Raw genomic sequence first — 15,954 nt, forward strand, 5'->3', positions numbered from 1 at the left:
CCCTAAGGAAGAAACATACCGGGGGTCAATGGTCCCTGCTCAACAAATAATCGGCGATGTCCAGCAATCGTTCCGGATTCGGAATGCTTCCGCCGGTAACCGCTTCTTTGGCCGAGCGGGTAAGCCGGTCGACCTCGGCGCGGGAGGCCTCCATCCCCAGAAAGTAGGGATAGGTTACCTTTCCCTGCTTCACGTCGCTCTGCGTTTTTTTGCCCAGTTTCGCCTCGTCCCCGACCAGATCCAAAATATCGTCCTGAATCTGGAAAGCAAGCCCCAAGGCCCGCCCATAGGTTTCCAGCGCCGACAGCTGCGCTGAAGTCGCCGCAGCGATCCGGCCGCCGGCTTTCAAAGAAAAGACGATCAAATCGGCGGTTTTGTGCTCATGAATGAACCGGAGCCGCTGCAGGTCGGTAAGCCCCTGCTCCCCTTCCATATCCGCGACCTGACCGCCCACCATGCCCGAAGGTCCGGCATACACCGCCAGCTCCTCCACGATCGCCAGCACCTCTTCCGCCTTTACGCCCGGCTGCCGCGCCGCTTGAACCGCACTGTAAAAAGCGTGCGTCAGTAAGCCGTCGCCCGCCAAAATCGCCGTCGCTTCCCCGAACACCTTGTGATTGGTCGGCTTCCCGCGCCGGAAATCGTCGTCATCCATCGCCGGCAGATCATCATGGATCAGCGAATACGTATGTACCATTTCCACGGCGCAGGCGACGGGCAGCGCGGCCTCCCGGCTCGCCCCCAGCGACTCCGCCGCGGCAATGACCAGAAGGGGGCGCAGCCGTTTGCCGCCCGCCATCAGCGAATACTTCATCGATTTCGCCAGGCTTTCCGGCACTTCCCAGCCTTCCGGCAGGAAGGATTCCAGCCTTCCGCCGACAAGTTCGGAAATCTCACCGATGTATTGGTTTATCGAAGGCTTAGCCAAGTGCATCGCTCTCCTCTATCTGTGGTTGGAACGGTTTTTTCCCGATTTCGCCCTCTTGGTCCACGATCATTTCGATTTTTCGTTCCACCTGCGACAGCTTCTGACCGCAAAGCTGGGAAAGCCGCATCCCGTTCTGGAACAATTCGATCGCCTGCTCCAGCGGGACGTCTCCCCGCTCCAACTGGGAGACGATGTCCTCCAACCGGTTCATCGCTTCCTCAAAATTAAGCTCCTGCTCCTGCTCCTGTTCCCGTTCCTGTGTTTCCTTCGCCATGTTCGTTCTCGTCTCCTTTCCGCATTCCCCATACCTGGCAATCCAGCTCCCCGTCGGTCACCTTTACCCTGACCATATCCCCGGGCTCGACATCGTTCAGCGATTTGATCAATTTGGTTCCTGGCTCATTATAGACAAGACTGTAGCCCCTCCCCATCACCTTCAAAGGGCTCAAGGCATCAAGCTGACGGATGCCGTACGACAGTTGACGGGCTTTATCCTTCAGGATGGCGGTCATCGCCTGGCGCAGCTGCCGCTCCCCTTCGCTCCGGCGCCGCTTGGCAAAGAGCAGGCTCTCCTGCGGATGGTACCGCAGCAGGCGCTGATGCAAGCGGTCGTGCCTGGCGGCAGTCAGCTCCGCGCGGGACGCCATCCCCTGCCGCAGCCGCGCCTTCAGCATGTCCAGCCGCTCCGCGTGCTGGAGCAGCGACCGCTGCGGCTGCCGCAGCGCCGGCGACGCCTGGAGCCGGCGCAGACGCTCGCGAGCCTGCGCCAGGCGGTGCTGCAGGCTCTGCTGCAGCGCCTGTTCGCGCTGACGCAGCTGGGCCCTCAGCTCGGCCGCGTGCGGCACGGCGAGCTCCGCGGCGGCGGTGGGCGTGGCGGCGCGCAGGTCGGCAACGAAATCGGCGATCGTGAAGTCCGTTTCATGGCCGACGGCCGAAATGACAGGGATCTCCGATTCGTAGATCGCCCGGGCGACCGGCTCTTCGTTAAACGCCCACAGCTCTTCGAGCGAGCCGCCGCCCCGGCCGACGATGAGCACGTCGGCCTCCCCCATCGCGTTCAGGGTGCGAATCGCCTTCACGATCGACGGCGCCGCCCCTTTGCCCTGAACCAGCACCGGGTGCAGCACGACGGCGGCTTGCGGATACCTGCGCTGCAACGTGATCAGGATGTCGCGGATCGCCGCGCCCGTCGGGGAAGTGACGACCCCGATGACCTTCGGAAATCGGGGCAGGCTCCTCTTCCGTTCGGACGCGAACAGCCCCTCCGCCTGAAGCTTGCCTTTCAGCTGTTCATAAGCGAGGTACAAGCTGCCGATCCCGTCCGGCTGCATATGTGTCGCGTAGAATTGATATTGTCCGTCCCGTTCATAGACCGAGACGTTTCCGCGCGCGATGACGCGCGTACCTTCTTTCGGAATAAACGCAAGCCGTTGGTTATGCGAAGCGAACATGATGCTTTTGATCCGGCTGTCCGCATCCTTCAGCGTAAAGTACATATGCCCGCTGGAATGATGCGTGAAATTGGAGATCTCTCCCCGAATCCACACCTCGGACAGCAAGGCGTCGGACTCCAGCTTCATTCGGATATAACGGTTTAGTTCCTTGATGGATAAGACGCGCTGCTCCAAAAGGGTCCCTCCTCTCCCCAAACGCGGACCCGAATCATCAAGCGAGGCCGTTTAACCTTTTTGCCGCGAGCAGCGTGTTCTGCATCAGCATCGTGATCGTCATCGGACCTACGCCGCCAGGTACGGGCGTGATCGGGCCGGACACTTCCTTCACCGATTCGAAATCCACGTCCCCGGCCAATTTGCCGTTGTCCAGCCGGTTCATGCCCACGTCGATCACGACGGCCCCCGGCTTCACGTAAGAAGCGTCGACGAAATTCGCCCGGCCGATCGCGACGACCAGGATGTCCGCCTGTTTCGTAATTTCCTTCATATTGGCGGTTTTGGAATGACACATCGTAACCGTCGCATGTTCGCGCTGCAGCAGCAGGGATACCGGTTTGCCGACGATATTGCTGCGGCCGATAACGACCGCATGCTTGCCGGCCATTTCGATCCCGGTCCGTTTAATCAGCTCGATCACCCCGGCAGGTGTGCAAGGCAGCAGACTGTCGTCGCCGATGACGAGATTGCCGACATTCACGGGATGGAAGCCGTCCACGTCCTTCTCGACCGCGATGGCGTCGATGACGGACTTCTCGTCGATATGTCCCGGCAGCGGCAGTTGCACAAGGATCCCATGAATATTCTCCTGGCGGTTCAGCTTGTCCACCAGCGCAAGCAGATCCTCTTGGGAAGTCGAAGCCGGGAGGCGGTGCACTTCCGAGTAATAGCCCAAGTCCTGACAGGCTTTCTCTTTGTTGCGGACATACACCTGGGAAGCCGGATCTTCGCCGACCAGGACGACGGCAAGGCCCGGTTTAAAGCCCTGCTTCGCCAAACGCTCGACTTCGCCGCGCAGGCTTCCCCGAATTTCCTCCGATACTTGCTTGCCGTTAATGATTGGTGCTGTCATGTGATCCTCTCCTTATCTGTGATTTTCTATAATTACCCCTCAATCCCGATGACCACCGGATTTGACGCTACAGCTTCGCTTTTAATTGATCCACATCCTGGATCATTTTGCCGAGTACGCCGTTCACGAATTTGCCCGACTCCGCCGTACCGAAATGCTTCGCCAATTCGATCGCTTCATTGACGGCCACCTTGCCGGGAACATCCTCCCGAAAAATCATTTCATAGGCGGCCAGACGCAAAATCTGCCGGTCCACCTTCGACAGCCGGCTGATCTGCCATCCCTTCAAATACTCGGTCAGCAGACCGTCAATCGCTGCCTTGCGGTCCCACGTCCCCGCCACAAGCTCCAGAACAAACGTCTTGGCGCCCTCCAAGTCCTTCACCTTGACTTCGCCTTCGTTCTCGCCCGCCGCTTCGGTGAGCAGCATGGTCACCGCTTCCTCCGCCTGAACTTCATTCATTTCCATATGATATAAACACTGTACCGCAATTTCCCTCGCCAATCTGCGTTTCATAGGTTGCCTCCTTGAACTTGATCTCCCGCTACTTTCATCATGAGCCAAAAACGCGCCGTTCATGACGAATATCGCTTAATAAATTCCAATAACGTATTCACAGCCCTTGATCTAGGCCAAAAAAAAACCTGCAGCATGCTTCCTCCGCAAACGGGCAAAATAAAAAGATGCTCTTTTTCCGGAGGAAGCATATCACAGGAATCATTTAAACGGACGCCACCTGGACGCCAGCCAATTCTTCAGTTCCCCCCATGGAAGGAGGGGCCCCTGGTCCAAATCCTTGTATTTACCGAAGGTATACCCGATGAAGAGCAAGAGCGCGCAGAACAGCATATTCCAAAATCCGAAGAACAGGTAGATCGGGCATAGAAAAACGGCGGCCGCAAGCCCGAGCAATCGCCCTTTGTGACTCTCCCATAATTGCTTCCAGAACACCATGCTACCCCCTATTCAACCCGGCTTTTGATGACAGGCGACTGCACAAGGTTAGCAATATAAACGGATACATAAGACACCGGAATGCCCGTAATCTCCTCGACATGGTCATGAACCTGCTTCTGCACTTCTTCCGTTAATGTCGGTATCGGGGTATCCCCGTCGACCATCGCCCGCACGACGATATCCAATCCCGATTCCGTAATGCGGATACGGGTTTTGACTTCACGAATCCCGCGAACGCGCGATGCTGCCTTGTACGCCAGATTTTCGATCGTTTCGGTGGAAATTTGAATATCTCCGTACTCCGTCCGCTGATCGATCGACGAAAGGGAACTGCGGTCCCGCCGAATGGAAATGTAGAAAAAACGAAGGCTGAGCAAAAACAAAACCGCAGCGATCACAATTCCGGCAATCCAAACCGGCCTTTCCACACTCCCGTCCAACTTCAGAGGTATGGCTTCCGTCAACAGGAGGATGGCGATTACGGATAAAGCTCCGATACTCAAGCTGTAAATAAACAGCAAGAGTCTGTCCAAAATTTTGGCCACGACAATAAGCCTCCTTATAAAGCGAATGGTCTATAACTATAGCAAACCCCTGACGCGATGGTCGGGGGTTTAGGGCCAGGCTTATTTCACCCTGTGGCTTAAATCGGTTTCTTCGGTCCGTTCTGCTGTTTTGAAAATAACGTCGTGGATATGTACGTTGACTTCCACCACGGTCAAGCCGGTCATGGTCTCAATCGATTTCTTGACGTTGCGCTGAATTTCCGTCGCCACCTCGGGCAGACGATTGCCGTATTCCACGATCACGGAGACATCGACCGCCGCTTCGCGTTGGCCCACCTCCACCTTGACGCCTTTGGACAGGTTCTTCCGTCCGAGCAGTTCGGCAATGCCGCCGGCGAAGCCGCCGCTCATCCCGGCAACGCCCTTCACTTCCACGGTCGCTAGACCTGCGATAACCTCAATGACTTCGGGAGCGATTTGAATCTCACCGATGTCGGTCCGTTCGAATTCCGTAGGCAAAGAACTCATTCTATCATCCACCTCTCAATAAGTATGACGCCCTCTTGTCTAAGACCGCGCACTTATTATACATACTATATCATTTCGGGTTCATTATGACAAACCGCTTCCCGGAATTAAATCTCATATTCTTCCAAGAATTTGATGTCAAAATCCCCTTTCAGGAAAACCGGATGCTCCAACAGTTTCTGATGGAACGGAATGGTCGTATGAATCCCCTCGATCGCAAATTCGGCCAAAGCCCGCTTCATTTTGGCCACGGCCTCCTCGCGGGTGGCTCCCCAGACGATGAGCTTGGCGATCATGGAATCATAATGAGGACTTATCATGTAACCGGGATATGCGGCGCTGTCCACGCGAACCCCCGGCCCTCCCGGCGCCAGGTAGAACCCGATTTTCCCCGGAGAAGGCATGAAGTTGCGGGCAGGATCCTCCGCGTTGATCCGGCATTCGATCGACCAGCCGTTGATGACGACGTCTTCCTGGGAAAAAGACAGCGGACTGCCTTCCGCCACGGAGATCATTTCCCGAATGAGGTCGATGCCGGTAACCATTTCGGTGACCGGGTGCTCTACCTGAATCCGCGTGTTCATCTCCATAAAATAGAATTGTCCGTCCGGTCCGAGCAAAAACTCCAATGTACCCGCTCCGGAGTAATTCACCGCCAGCGCGGCCCGTACCGCAGCTTCCCCCATCTCTTGCCGTTTCTCCGGCGAGATTACCGGGCAAGGCGCTTCCTCGACCAGCTTCTGACGCCGGCGCTGTACGGAGCAGTCGCGCTCGCCGAGATAAACGGCGTTACCGTGCTTGTCGGCGATAATCTGAATCTCGACGTGCTTCATGCCGGTCAAGTACTTTTCCAAATAAACGCCGGCGTTGCCGAACGCTTTTTGCGCTTCCTGCTGGGCGGTCGTAATCTGCTTGACAAGCGATTCCTCGTCCTCGGCGATGCGGATGCCTTTGCCCCCGCCTCCGGCCGTCGCCTTGATGATGACCGGGTAACCGATGTCGCGGGCCACCATAACGGCTTGCTCCAAGTCCTCGATCAGGCCGTCGGACCCCGGAATGACCGGAACGTTCGCTTCCTTCATCGTCTGTTTGGCCACGGCCTTGTCGCCCATCTTGGTGATGGCTTCCGGCGAAGGACCGATGAAGGTAATATTGCACGAGCCGCAGATTTCAGCGAAATCGGCGTTTTCGGCCAGGAAGCCGTAGCCCGGATGGACCGCGTCGCATTCCGTCAACGTCGCAATGCTCATCAGATTGGTGAAGTTCAAATAGCTGTCCTTCGCCAGGGTCGGACCGATGCAGTAGGCCTCGTCAGCCAGCCGGACATGCAGGGAATCCTTGTCCGCTTCGGAATATACGGCGACCGTGGAGATCCCCATCTCGCGGCAGGCCCGAATAATTCGAACCGCTATTTCTCCGCGGTTCGCTATCAGTATTTTATGAAATTTCACTAGTTCCATCCTCCTTGGAAAGCTTAACCTTACCTGAAAAGGCACGGCCGATCGATTACTCCGGCTTCACCAAAAAGAGAGGCTGCCCATATTCCACGAGCTGTCCGTTTTCCACGAGAATATCGATGATCTCGCCTTTAATCTCGGCCTCCAGCTCGTTCATCAGCTTCATGGCTTCAATGATGCACACCGTCGTTTTCTCTCCGACCTTGTCGCCGATATTTACAAACGGATTCGCTTCGGGCGATGCGGCACGGTAAAACGTACCCACCATCGGGGAAACGATCGTATGTAGGTTGGCCGCGGTTTCCGCCGGATGCTGCGCGGAGGTGTCGGCTGCGGCGGGAGCCGGAATCGACGCGACGGGAGCCGGGGCAGCGCCGGCGATAACGGTCGGCTGCATTTGCACAAACTCGGTCTTTCCCGGTTTCCGGATGCTCAGGCGAGCCCCGTCGTTTTCAATCTCCAGTTCCTGTACGGAAGTCTTGTCCACCAATTCAATTAACTCTTTAATTTCATTTAAATTGAACATATTTTGGTTCACTCCTTTAGCTTTTTCAAACAAAGCCCGGACCAGCTCAAATATTAAAATTTTGTGACCTCGTCTTAACTTTATGTATTATATCATAATCGACTAAAATGGAAAGAGCCCAAGGTTCCCTCGGACTCTTCCATAAGCTGCGGGGATCTCCCCGCTTTCGTCAACAATCGACTCGGGGCGAAACCGCCTCATTATTGGGTCACGTATTGGACGCTTACTTTATCTTGCGATACACCCAGCTCTTTTATGACGAGATCCATAATATTGACCGCTTCCTTGGCTTCGAGCTTTTCGCTGACAACCAGCACCTTGTATTTGTCCTCGCTTTCGGTAACGACAGCATTCGCGTACGTTTGCTGCAATTTTTCTTCGATGTCGTAAATTTTTTCTTGCCGTTCCTCCAAAGCGCTGAGCTCCTGTTGCGCCATAGCCGCCTCATCCAGCGACTTGTTTCCGTCGTTGATGGCTTGCATCAGCTCATCCTGTTTCTTGGCATTCTGCTCCGAACGCTGGAACTGATACGCCGTCAGCGAATCCGCCGCCGATTTCCCTTGGCTTTCCAACTGCTTCAACACGTCCTCGTCTTTGCCCGCGGCTGCGGACCCTGCGGAATCCCCTTTGTTACCGGCGTTGTCTTTCGACGCCGATGCTCCTTCTTTTGTCCCGGAGGCGTCCTCGGCAGCTCCTGAGGCATCCGGCGCCCCGGTGTCCGCCTTGGCCTCATCGGCCGCTTCCTTACTGCCCGCGGTTCCGCCGGCATCGGCGGCTTCGCCGCTGTTCTGAGAGGCCGTCCCGTCAGCTTTCTCTTCCGTTACCACCTCTGTTTTGCCATCCTCCCCCATGATCTCCGAGAGCACCACATCGTCGTTTTGCAGCATCTCATCGTTCGCCGCGGTTCCCGGCGTCTTTTCGTTATTGATGGATGAGACCTGTTCGCCCGTAGCGGATTGGTTTCGCGTTGAGCTATCTTCGGTGAACAAGTAATAAGCGGATAACACAACCATCAAACTGAGCATCGATACAAGCCACACCGTTTGTCTTTTGGATTTCATTGCTAAATTCCTCCTAAATCTAAATTGTTTTTATTGCGATTGCTTCCGCGGCACCACCGAAATCCGGTAAGCCGGAACATTCAGTCCCTTTTCCACCGCATCGACAATCAAACCCTTGACGGTTTTGTTTTCGGCCCCTCTGGCGACGATCAGCACGCCGCGGACCTTCGGCTTGATTTTTTTCGTAATGATCGGCTGTTCCTTCCCCGACGCTTCATAAGTCACAATTTGCCCGTCGCGCGAATACTGGGTGATACTCCGTTTCCCCCCGTCGGCATCGGTCTCTTCGGTCAGTTCCTGCGTATCCTTCATGTTGCGCTGTACAATGGTTTCCTCCGTGGAATCGATCGTTACCAGGACGTCCACCGCACCTACACCCACGATTTTTTCCAGGATTTCCTTCGTTTTGTTCTCCAGCGATTGCTCGATCCGGGCAAAGGGGCCGTCATTCTCCCCGGAGATCAAGCCATCGTCCGAGGTCGTCACCCCCTGCATGACCGGAGGCTCCCTCCCCTCTCCGCCGGGCTCCACCCGCTTGACGTTGACAAAAGAATTGAACAGCATGATCGCCACCCCCACCAAACCGACGATCAACAGCAACCGGAAGGTCTGGATTTTCTTTTTTTCTCCACCCCCTTGGCCGATCCACTGCTCCAGTTTTTTCAACCATCCCGGCATCCGACTCACCTCCCTAACTAGATACTTGCTCGCCTTTCCGAACCGTGACCGATTCGCGTGGAACCCCCCACTCCCGAAGCAGCAGCGCTTCAATCCGCTTGGTTACGTCGGGGTTAACCTCCTCGGTATCGGCCATAACCTCGCTTGCACGGCCGTCGCTCTCTTCCTCGGGACCGGCCTTCGCGGAAACCTCCACGTCGTCCACCCGGACTTTTTCCACCGGCTCCACGGCAATCCGTTTCTTTTGTCCCGCCTCCACGGCCGGCGTTTCTCCCGTTCTCATGACCACCTGTACGGTTTGGATCACAGGCCCTTCCGCCTCGCCAACCGGCTTTCCTTCCGAGGAAGGCTTCCCTTCGCGGATGTTAACGACCACCCGTTCCACCGAAGTGCCGGTTTCCTGCTCAATCTGCCGCTTCATCTGCCGGGCCGCTTCCTCGCCCGCCCACTGCAGCGCTTCCGCTTCCCGCCGCTTCCTGAGCAGTTCTCCCTGCGCCAATATGGAGTCTGTCGCCGTTTGAGCTCCCCTCTCCTCCAAACCGCCCCAATTATCCATGAAGGCTGATTCTATTTTTTCGGAAGCATCGGTGGAAAAGAGGCGCATGAGCGGAGACAGCAGAGTCAACAAGATGAGCAGGCTGACCACGAATTTCACATAGCGTTCCATCGCCCGGTTCGGCAGGAGCAATTCGATAAACACGGCGATCAGAACGACCAGGATAATTTCCTTCAGCCACTCCCCTATAAACGTCATGTCAACTCCCCCTTGACCCGGCGATTCGTTATCGCATCATGACCGTAACGTTCCCGGCCATCAGCATAATTGTGATCGCCAGAAAGAACATCATTCCGACGGCGGCCAGCGCCGCAAACACATACAGCATAGATTTCCCGATCGTTTCCAGACAGGCGGTAATCGGCGAGTCCCCAAGCGGCTGCATCACCGCGGCGGATAAATTGAAGATCAGCGCCAGTGTCAAAATCTTGATCGCCGGAAAAGCGCAGAGAAACAGCAGGATGATCACTCCGACGAGACCGATGGAATTTTTAACGAGCAGTGAGGCCGATATCACCGTATCGGTAGCGTCCGCGAATACTTTGCCTACGACCGGTACGAAATTGCCCGTCAGATACTTGGCCGTCCGCAGGGTCACCCCGTCGGCGACCGATCCGGTGACGCCTTTTACGGAGATGACGCCCAGAAACACGGTAAGCAGCACGCCAAGGATCGCCATGCCTACGGTCCGGAGCAGATTGGCCAGTTGGGTCAGCTTGTATTTCTCCGACAAGGAGCTGACGATGTGCAGGACCGCCGAGAAGAACAGAAGCGGGTAGACGAGCGTGTGAACCATCGTCCCGACGGCGTGAACCATGAACACGACCAGCGGATGGGTAACCGAAACGGTGACGACGTTTCCCATGGAAGCGAGCAGCGTAAACAATAGCGGAACCATGGCCATCATAAAGTCGATCATCCCGTTGATGGCCCCCGTCGCATAAGTGACAGCCACATGAAAACTGTTGATGGCGAGCACGAGTATCACCATGTAACAGATGGAATAGGCCACCTTGCTCACCTGATTCCGCTCGAAAGCGGTCTGCAGCGTTTCCAGAATCATACTGAACACCGCCAGCAGCACGATCGTAACGAGAATATGGCCGTTATACAGCACCTCGTGCCACATGTACTTGAGCAGTCCCGTCAAAGCCGATTTAAAGGAGAAATCCCGATCTTTGGAGAACAGCAAATCCATGAAAGAGGGCATGTGCCCGTCCGGAAAAAAGCCGCCGTACTCCTTCATCAAGCTCTGCCAGTAGGTTTCCACCTGATCCGTCGGCAGCTCTTCCGCCTGCCGCTGTACCCAGTCTCCGGCGGGACCTTCTTCCGCAGCCAGGACGGGGAGGGGAACCTTGAGAAGCATCAGCCCGAAAACAATCAGAAACAGAGTTTTAAGCCGCCAATCGGTGTGCCGCGCTCTCATTCTTGTCCCACCTTTGCTCATGCCGGCAGCAATTTCATGACGGTCTCGATAATGATCGTAATGATCGGGATCGCCAGGACCATGATCATCACTTTTCCCGCCAGCTCGATTTTGGAAGCGATGCTTTCCTGCCCCGCGTCCCTGACAATCTGCGCTCCGAATTCGGCGATGTAGGCGATCCCGATAATTTTCAAAATCGTTTTTAAATAGATCATCTGTACGCCGGACGATTCGGCCAGATCTTCCAGAACTTCGATAATCCCGCCGATCTTGCCGACCAGGAACAAAAAGATATATATACCGGTACTTGCGGCGATTAAAAAGGCGAAAAGCGGTTTTTGCTCCTTAATGACCAGGATCAATATCGTCGCCACGAGTCCGAGGCCTACAACTTGAATGATTTCCACGTTAAGGATCACCTACTGGAAGAGAAAAATCGATTTGATTTCCTGAAACAAACTGTCCAGCAGCCGGATCACCATAAACAGCACGACGACGAAGCCGATCAGCGTCACCCAGTGGGCCATGTCTTCCTTGCCCATCTGCTTCAACACCGTGTGGATCATGGCGATGATGATCCCGATGCCCGCGATTTGAAATATGGCGTTCACTTCTATGTTCATTGACTTGGCACCTCGCTATCGTATTCACAGGCGAAACAGGAGTAGGGAGGGGTAAGGGATTCAATAGAATAAAATGACGATGAACGCTCCGCACAGCAATCCCAGGCTCTTGAACATTTTTTCATATCGGGCCTGATCCTCCCGCGCCACGGCTTCCTCGCTCTCCAATTGGCGTACGGCGGTCTCGAGGTGACCAAGCTGATCGTTCCGGTCGCTTGTCCCCAGGGTATAGCTCAGCTGGAGCAGCACATCCTTCTCGGCGGCCTTCATGGCGGTGTGCTTCCAGCCCGATTCCACGGCCGCATGCAGACTTTCCTGGGCCGTCCGGTTGCCGCCCGGCTTCATCGACTCCGCCGCGCTCCGAAAGATCGAACGGATCGGCTCCCCGCTCTGTCCGCCGATGCGCTCCAGCGCATCCGGGAGCGGCGTAAAGCCGTACATGATTTCCGTCTGCAGCCGCCTCAGCGCCAGGATCAGCTTGCGAATCTGGTTCGGCCGGCTGGCGTACTGCTTGGCCTGAATCCAACCGGCCAGCGTCGCCGCCGTGATGATCAGAACCGCCCCAAGCATCTTAAGCATGCTCGTCCCTGCCCTTCCAGCCGGCTTCCTGTACCCTTCTCCGCTTCCCGTCCCATAGCCGGAAAGAGGTGCCTTTCTCCGTCCGGTTCAGCACGGCGTACACTTGAAAGAAAGAGGTTTCCGAGAGCTTGGACAACGCCGGGCGGGAAGGCATATCCTCCACGCCGGAACCATGCGCCGTGGCGATGACGCGCACCCCGGCATGAAGTGCTTCGGCCAGCGCTTCCGCATCCTCCGGCCTCCCGATCTCGTCGACGATCAGCACATCCGGAGACATCGAGCGGATCATCATCATGATGCCTTCCGCTTTCGGGCACCCGTCCATCACATCCGTGCGCGGCCCGATATCGAAGCTGGGCACTCCGCGCTTGCTGCCCGCGATCTCCGATCTTTCATCAATGACGGCGACTTTCAATCCGGGCCATTTCGCTTCCGGGTGTCTCCAGGTACCCGCGCTGATTTGACGGGCCAAATCTCGGATCAACGTCGTTTTTCCCTGCTGGGGCGGAGACAAAATCAGCGTGTGCAGAATGCTGTGCTGTTTGAAATCCAGCAGATGCGGAAGCAAGCTGTCGGCGATTCCGCGAATCTCTCTGGCAATCCGCACGTTAAAGCCGCTGATATCACGCAGATGCTCCACCTTTCCTCCGCTCAATACGGTTCTCCCGGCCAGTCCGATCCGGTGTCCGCCGGCGATCGTAATAAAGCCTTTGCGCAGCTCCTCCTCCATCGTATAAAGCGAGTGGTTCGTGATGAGATCGAGCAGACGGTTCCCCTCCGGCTTTCCGGGGATATAGGCCTCCGCCGGCTGACGGGTCAACCCTCCTTCGGGAGTCAAAAAGTAGTAGTGCCCGCCGGCATTCACTTCAAGCGGACGCCCCTCCCGGATCCGCACCTCTTCAAGCGCCGCGAATAGGGCGGGCGGAAGCTTGGCCAACAGGGAGCGAAGGTGGTCGGGAAATACGTTTAGCCAGCTCTGGCTATGATCCATAGGCGTACCCCCAAATCTTTCTTGCTAATATGGGTAATGCATGTCTTTTCCCTCGTGGTATATCTCATATTTATGCCTGTACTCCGTCTTTATGACGGGAAATCTATCATTTCTTCAAAATGCCGATTAAGAGACACGTAACCCCGCAGCCGATCCAAAGCATTTTTCCCCAGGAGAGTTTGTCCGCCATGCCGGCCAGCCCGATGGACGTGGTGACGATCAGAATCATCGGCCCCACAAAGGCGAGCGCCGAGTTAACGGCCAGCGCTTTATCGACCCTTCCCAGCTTCAGCATCAACAACGCCGCCAAAATTTCAATCGTACCGGATATAATCCGCAGCGTCGCCATTCCCGTAACAAATTTATCAAGCATAAGGTCCTCCTTCTTGTCCAATGTGCTCATTTATCGATATGCGGAAGCCGGTCATTTTAGAAAAAAAAGAACCGCCCAAATTGCTGGACGGTTCAAAACCTATCGAAAAGAGGATCGCCTTTAATAGGGCGACCCTGACTTAAAAGTATCCTCACTGCTTCTTGAAAGCTTAACGGCGGTCTTTCGGCCCGCCCACAAAAACCTGGCTGTCCGTATCAAGCCCGTAAGCGGTGTGAAGCGCCTTGACGACTTCGTTCAGCTTGCCCGCTTCGATCACACAAGAGACTTTGATTTCCGAAGTGCTGACCATTTTGATGTTCACGCCTTCTTTGGAGATGACGTCAAACATTTTGGCGGCGACGCCCGGATGGCTGACCATACCCGCCCCGACGATCGATACTTTTACGAGATCGACTTCCGAAGTCACCTCCTCGTAGGGAAGCTCGCTCCGAATCCCTTCCAGGACGCCAAGGGCTTTCTCCCGGTCGGAAAGAGCGACCGTAAAGCTGAAGTCCGCTTTCCCGTCCTGAACGCCGCTCTGAACGATGATATCTACGTCGATTTTGGCTTCCGCCAGCGAACCGAACACTTTCGCCAGTACGCCCGGTACATGGGAAACGCCCAAAATACTGATGCGTGCCACATTTTTGTCATAAGCGATTCCGCTGACTACTACACCTTGCTCCATCTTGACATCCTCCTTGACAACTGTGCCTTCATTATGGTTAAAGCTGGACCGGACGACGAGGCGAACCTGATTATGCTTCGCATATTCCACCGCGCGCGGATGCAATACGGCCGCTCCCAAATTCGCCAGCTCCAGCATTTCGTCATAAGAAATTTCCTCCAGCTTGCGAGCGTTCTTGACGATCCGCGGATCGGTCGAATACACGCCATCCACGTCCGTATAGATTTCGCAGACATCGGCGGAAGTGGCGGCGGCCAGCGCTACGGCCGTCGTATCCGAGCCCCCGCGCCCGAACGTGGTAATCTCGCCGTCCTCCGTCATGCCTTGGAAGCCGGCTACGACGACGATATATCCTTCCTCCAGAGCCTGTGTCACGCGCTCGGGATGGATCCCCGTGATCCGGGCCTTGCCGTGTACGGCTTCCGTCCGGAACCCGGCTTGCCAACCGGTGAAGGAAATCGCTTTTCTTCCCAGCTGTTGTATCGCAATCGATAGCAGGGCGATGGAAATTTGCTCCCCGGTCGTCATCAGCATATCCATCTCGCGAGCCGGCAGTTCGCTGCCCAGCAGCTTCGCCTGATCGATCAGATCGTCGGTCGTATCGCCCATGGCGGAAACGACAACCATAACCCGGTGTCCTTCATCCTGTTTCTCCACGACGCGCCGGGCTACGCGCTGCATGCGCTCCGTATCCCCCACGGAGCTGCCTCCGAATTTCATTACATATAAAGCCAAGTCGGACCCTCCCTAATGTACGCAATCCTATCCAACAAGTTTGCCTGTGGAAGTACTATTGCCATTTTTCTATCACTAACGCTTTAAACCAGTATAATACGAAAGACCGGAAGGAAGTCAATGCTTTTGCCGACATTCAAAGAAAAACATCTGCCGACGCGCTTCCCTTAAAAATGTTTACTTATAAAAATTCCTCCACCCGTGTATGGGTGGAGGATATCGTTAAAACCCAAATGCGCTGTAGTCTTAGGCCCGGGAGATGTATTTGCCTTCGCGGGTATCGATCAGCAAAATATCGTCTTCATTGATAAACAAGGGGACTTGTACGTTAAGGCCGGTTTCGACCTTGGCGTTCTTTGTGGCGCCCGTTGCCGTGTTGCCTTTGATCCCCGGCTCGGTTTCCACGACGCGAAGCTCAACGCTGTTCGGCAGGTTAATGCCAAGAATTTCGCCTTGGTAGCTGACGATTTTTACGTTCATATTTTCTTTCAGGAAATTAAGCTCCCATTTCAATTGGTCCTCGGACAAGCTGAATTGATCGTAAGTTTCATTGTCCATAAACACGTGATCCTGGCCGCTCGCATACAGATATTGAACGTCGCGGTTCTCGATCATCGCCCGGCCGATCGTTTCACCGGCGCGGAACGTCTTCTCCACCGTGTTCCCGTTGCGGAGGTTTTTCAATTTGGAGCGGACGAAAGCCGCGCCTTTCCCCGGTTTAACATGCTGGAAATCCAGCACCGTAAAAATATCTCCGTCCACTTCGACGGTCAAGCCTGTCTTAAAATCGTTTACTGAAATCACAAAAGAACCTCCTC

At 55.5% G+C, this 15,954-nt stretch carries 21 protein-coding genes; all 21 read right to left on the reverse strand.

Annotated elements, in window-relative coordinates:
- Nucleotides 1–25 precede the first annotated feature (25 nt).
- The 21 genes from LBW89_RS22995 to efp all read right to left on the reverse strand — a co-directional run bounded on the left by LBW89_RS22995 (nt 26) and on the right by efp (nt 15,940).
- The gene (locus LBW89_RS22995; RefSeq protein WP_412067024.1) at nt 26–928 is read right to left on the reverse strand and encodes a polyprenyl synthetase family protein; all 903 of its coding nucleotides are present in this window, start codon (nt 926–928) and stop codon (nt 26–28) included.
- Nucleotides 921–1,202 (reverse strand): exodeoxyribonuclease VII small subunit, encoded by a 282-nt coding sequence (gene xseB / locus LBW89_RS23000; RefSeq protein ID WP_213504674.1) that lies wholly within the window; start codon nt 1,200–1,202, stop codon nt 921–923. Before xseB ends, LBW89_RS22995 begins: the two co-directional genes overlap by 8 nt.
- Nucleotides 1,153–2,508 carry an exodeoxyribonuclease VII large subunit gene (gene xseA, locus LBW89_RS23005; protein ID WP_412067025.1) on the reverse strand — a complete coding sequence of 452 codons (1,356 nt, stop codon included), beginning with the start codon at nt 2,506–2,508 and terminating at the stop codon, nt 1,153–1,155. Before xseA ends, xseB begins: the two co-directional genes overlap by 50 nt.
- Before the next feature lie 85 nt (nt 2,509–2,593).
- The gene (gene folD, locus LBW89_RS23010; RefSeq protein ID WP_148451809.1) at nt 2,594–3,451 is read right to left on the reverse strand and encodes a bifunctional methylenetetrahydrofolate dehydrogenase/methenyltetrahydrofolate cyclohydrolase FolD; all 858 of its coding nucleotides are present in this window, start codon (nt 3,449–3,451) and stop codon (nt 2,594–2,596) included.
- 67 nt (nt 3,452–3,518) lie between these two features.
- Nucleotides 3,519–3,968, reverse strand: coding sequence for a transcription antitermination factor NusB (gene nusB / locus LBW89_RS23015; protein WP_148451808.1), 450 nt, complete (start codon nt 3,966–3,968; stop codon nt 3,519–3,521).
- A gap of 201 nt (nt 3,969–4,169) precedes the next feature.
- Nucleotides 4,170–4,406, reverse strand: a complete 237-nt coding sequence (locus LBW89_RS23020) for a DUF2273 domain-containing protein (RefSeq protein WP_263639281.1) — start codon at nt 4,404–4,406, stop codon at nt 4,170–4,172.
- Between the two features lie 8 nt (nt 4,407–4,414).
- Entirely contained in the window at nt 4,415–4,954 is a 540-nt protein-coding gene (gene amaP / locus LBW89_RS23025) for an alkaline shock response membrane anchor protein AmaP (protein WP_148451806.1), read from the reverse strand.
- Between the two features lie 81 nt (nt 4,955–5,035).
- Nucleotides 5,036–5,443, reverse strand: a complete 408-nt coding sequence (locus LBW89_RS23030; RefSeq protein WP_148451805.1) for an Asp23/Gls24 family envelope stress response protein — start codon at nt 5,441–5,443, stop codon at nt 5,036–5,038.
- 107 nt (nt 5,444–5,550) lie between these two features.
- On the reverse strand, nt 5,551–6,894 hold the full coding sequence (gene accC, locus LBW89_RS23035) for an acetyl-CoA carboxylase biotin carboxylase subunit (protein WP_148451804.1): 1,344 nt from the start codon (nt 6,892–6,894) through the stop codon (nt 5,551–5,553).
- Nucleotides 6,895–6,949: 55 nt separating this feature from the next.
- Nucleotides 6,950–7,426 carry an acetyl-CoA carboxylase biotin carboxyl carrier protein gene (accB, locus tag LBW89_RS23040; RefSeq protein ID WP_148451803.1) on the reverse strand — a complete coding sequence of 159 codons (477 nt, stop codon included), beginning with the start codon at nt 7,424–7,426 and terminating at the stop codon, nt 6,950–6,952.
- 200 nt (nt 7,427–7,626) lie between these two features.
- Nucleotides 7,627–8,487, reverse strand: coding sequence for a SpoIIIAH-like family protein (locus tag LBW89_RS23045; protein ID WP_225040520.1), 861 nt, complete (start codon nt 8,485–8,487; stop codon nt 7,627–7,629).
- Nucleotides 8,488–8,517: 30 nt separating this feature from the next.
- Nucleotides 8,518–9,165 carry a stage III sporulation protein AG gene (spoIIIAG, locus tag LBW89_RS23050; protein ID WP_148451801.1) on the reverse strand — a complete coding sequence of 216 codons (648 nt, stop codon included), beginning with the start codon at nt 9,163–9,165 and terminating at the stop codon, nt 8,518–8,520.
- Between the two features lie 13 nt (nt 9,166–9,178).
- Nucleotides 9,179–9,919, reverse strand: a complete 741-nt coding sequence (gene spoIIIAF, locus LBW89_RS23055; RefSeq protein ID WP_148451800.1) for a stage III sporulation protein AF — start codon at nt 9,917–9,919, stop codon at nt 9,179–9,181.
- 28 nt (nt 9,920–9,947) lie between these two features.
- Complete coding sequence (gene spoIIIAE / locus LBW89_RS23060; RefSeq protein ID WP_225040522.1) at nt 9,948–11,147, reverse strand: stage III sporulation protein AE; 1,200 nt, start codon at nt 11,145–11,147, stop codon at nt 9,948–9,950.
- Between the two features lie 17 nt (nt 11,148–11,164).
- On the reverse strand, nt 11,165–11,554 hold the full coding sequence (gene spoIIIAD, locus LBW89_RS23065; protein ID WP_225040524.1) for a stage III sporulation protein AD: 390 nt from the start codon (nt 11,552–11,554) through the stop codon (nt 11,165–11,167).
- Between the two features lie 12 nt (nt 11,555–11,566).
- Nucleotides 11,567–11,770, reverse strand: coding sequence for a stage III sporulation protein AC (gene spoIIIAC, locus LBW89_RS23070; RefSeq protein WP_009225775.1), 204 nt, complete (start codon nt 11,768–11,770; stop codon nt 11,567–11,569).
- 60 nt (nt 11,771–11,830) lie between these two features.
- Nucleotides 11,831–12,349 (reverse strand): stage III sporulation protein SpoIIIAB, encoded by a 519-nt coding sequence (gene spoIIIAB, locus LBW89_RS23075; protein ID WP_148451797.1) that lies wholly within the window; start codon nt 12,347–12,349, stop codon nt 11,831–11,833.
- Nucleotides 12,342–13,340, reverse strand: a complete 999-nt coding sequence (gene spoIIIAA, locus LBW89_RS23080) for a stage III sporulation protein AA (RefSeq protein ID WP_148451796.1) — start codon at nt 13,338–13,340, stop codon at nt 12,342–12,344. Before spoIIIAA ends, spoIIIAB begins: the two co-directional genes overlap by 8 nt.
- 106 nt (nt 13,341–13,446) lie before the next feature.
- The gene (locus LBW89_RS23085; protein WP_148451795.1) at nt 13,447–13,713 is read right to left on the reverse strand and encodes a YqhV family protein; all 267 of its coding nucleotides are present in this window, start codon (nt 13,711–13,713) and stop codon (nt 13,447–13,449) included.
- Between the two features lie 169 nt (nt 13,714–13,882).
- The gene (locus tag LBW89_RS23090) at nt 13,883–15,136 is read right to left on the reverse strand and encodes an aspartate kinase (RefSeq protein ID WP_148451794.1); all 1,254 of its coding nucleotides are present in this window, start codon (nt 15,134–15,136) and stop codon (nt 13,883–13,885) included.
- A 246-nt stretch (nt 15,137–15,382) separates the two neighbouring features.
- On the reverse strand, nt 15,383–15,940 hold the full coding sequence (efp, locus tag LBW89_RS23095; RefSeq protein ID WP_148451793.1) for an elongation factor P: 558 nt from the start codon (nt 15,938–15,940) through the stop codon (nt 15,383–15,385).
- Between the last annotated feature and the right edge of the window lie 14 nt (nt 15,941–15,954).

The sequence above is a fragment of the Paenibacillus sp. alder61 genome (assembly GCF_020179875.1).
In the GTDB taxonomy this organism is placed as follows: Bacteria; Bacillota; Bacilli; order Paenibacillales; family Paenibacillaceae; genus Fontibacillus; species Fontibacillus faecis.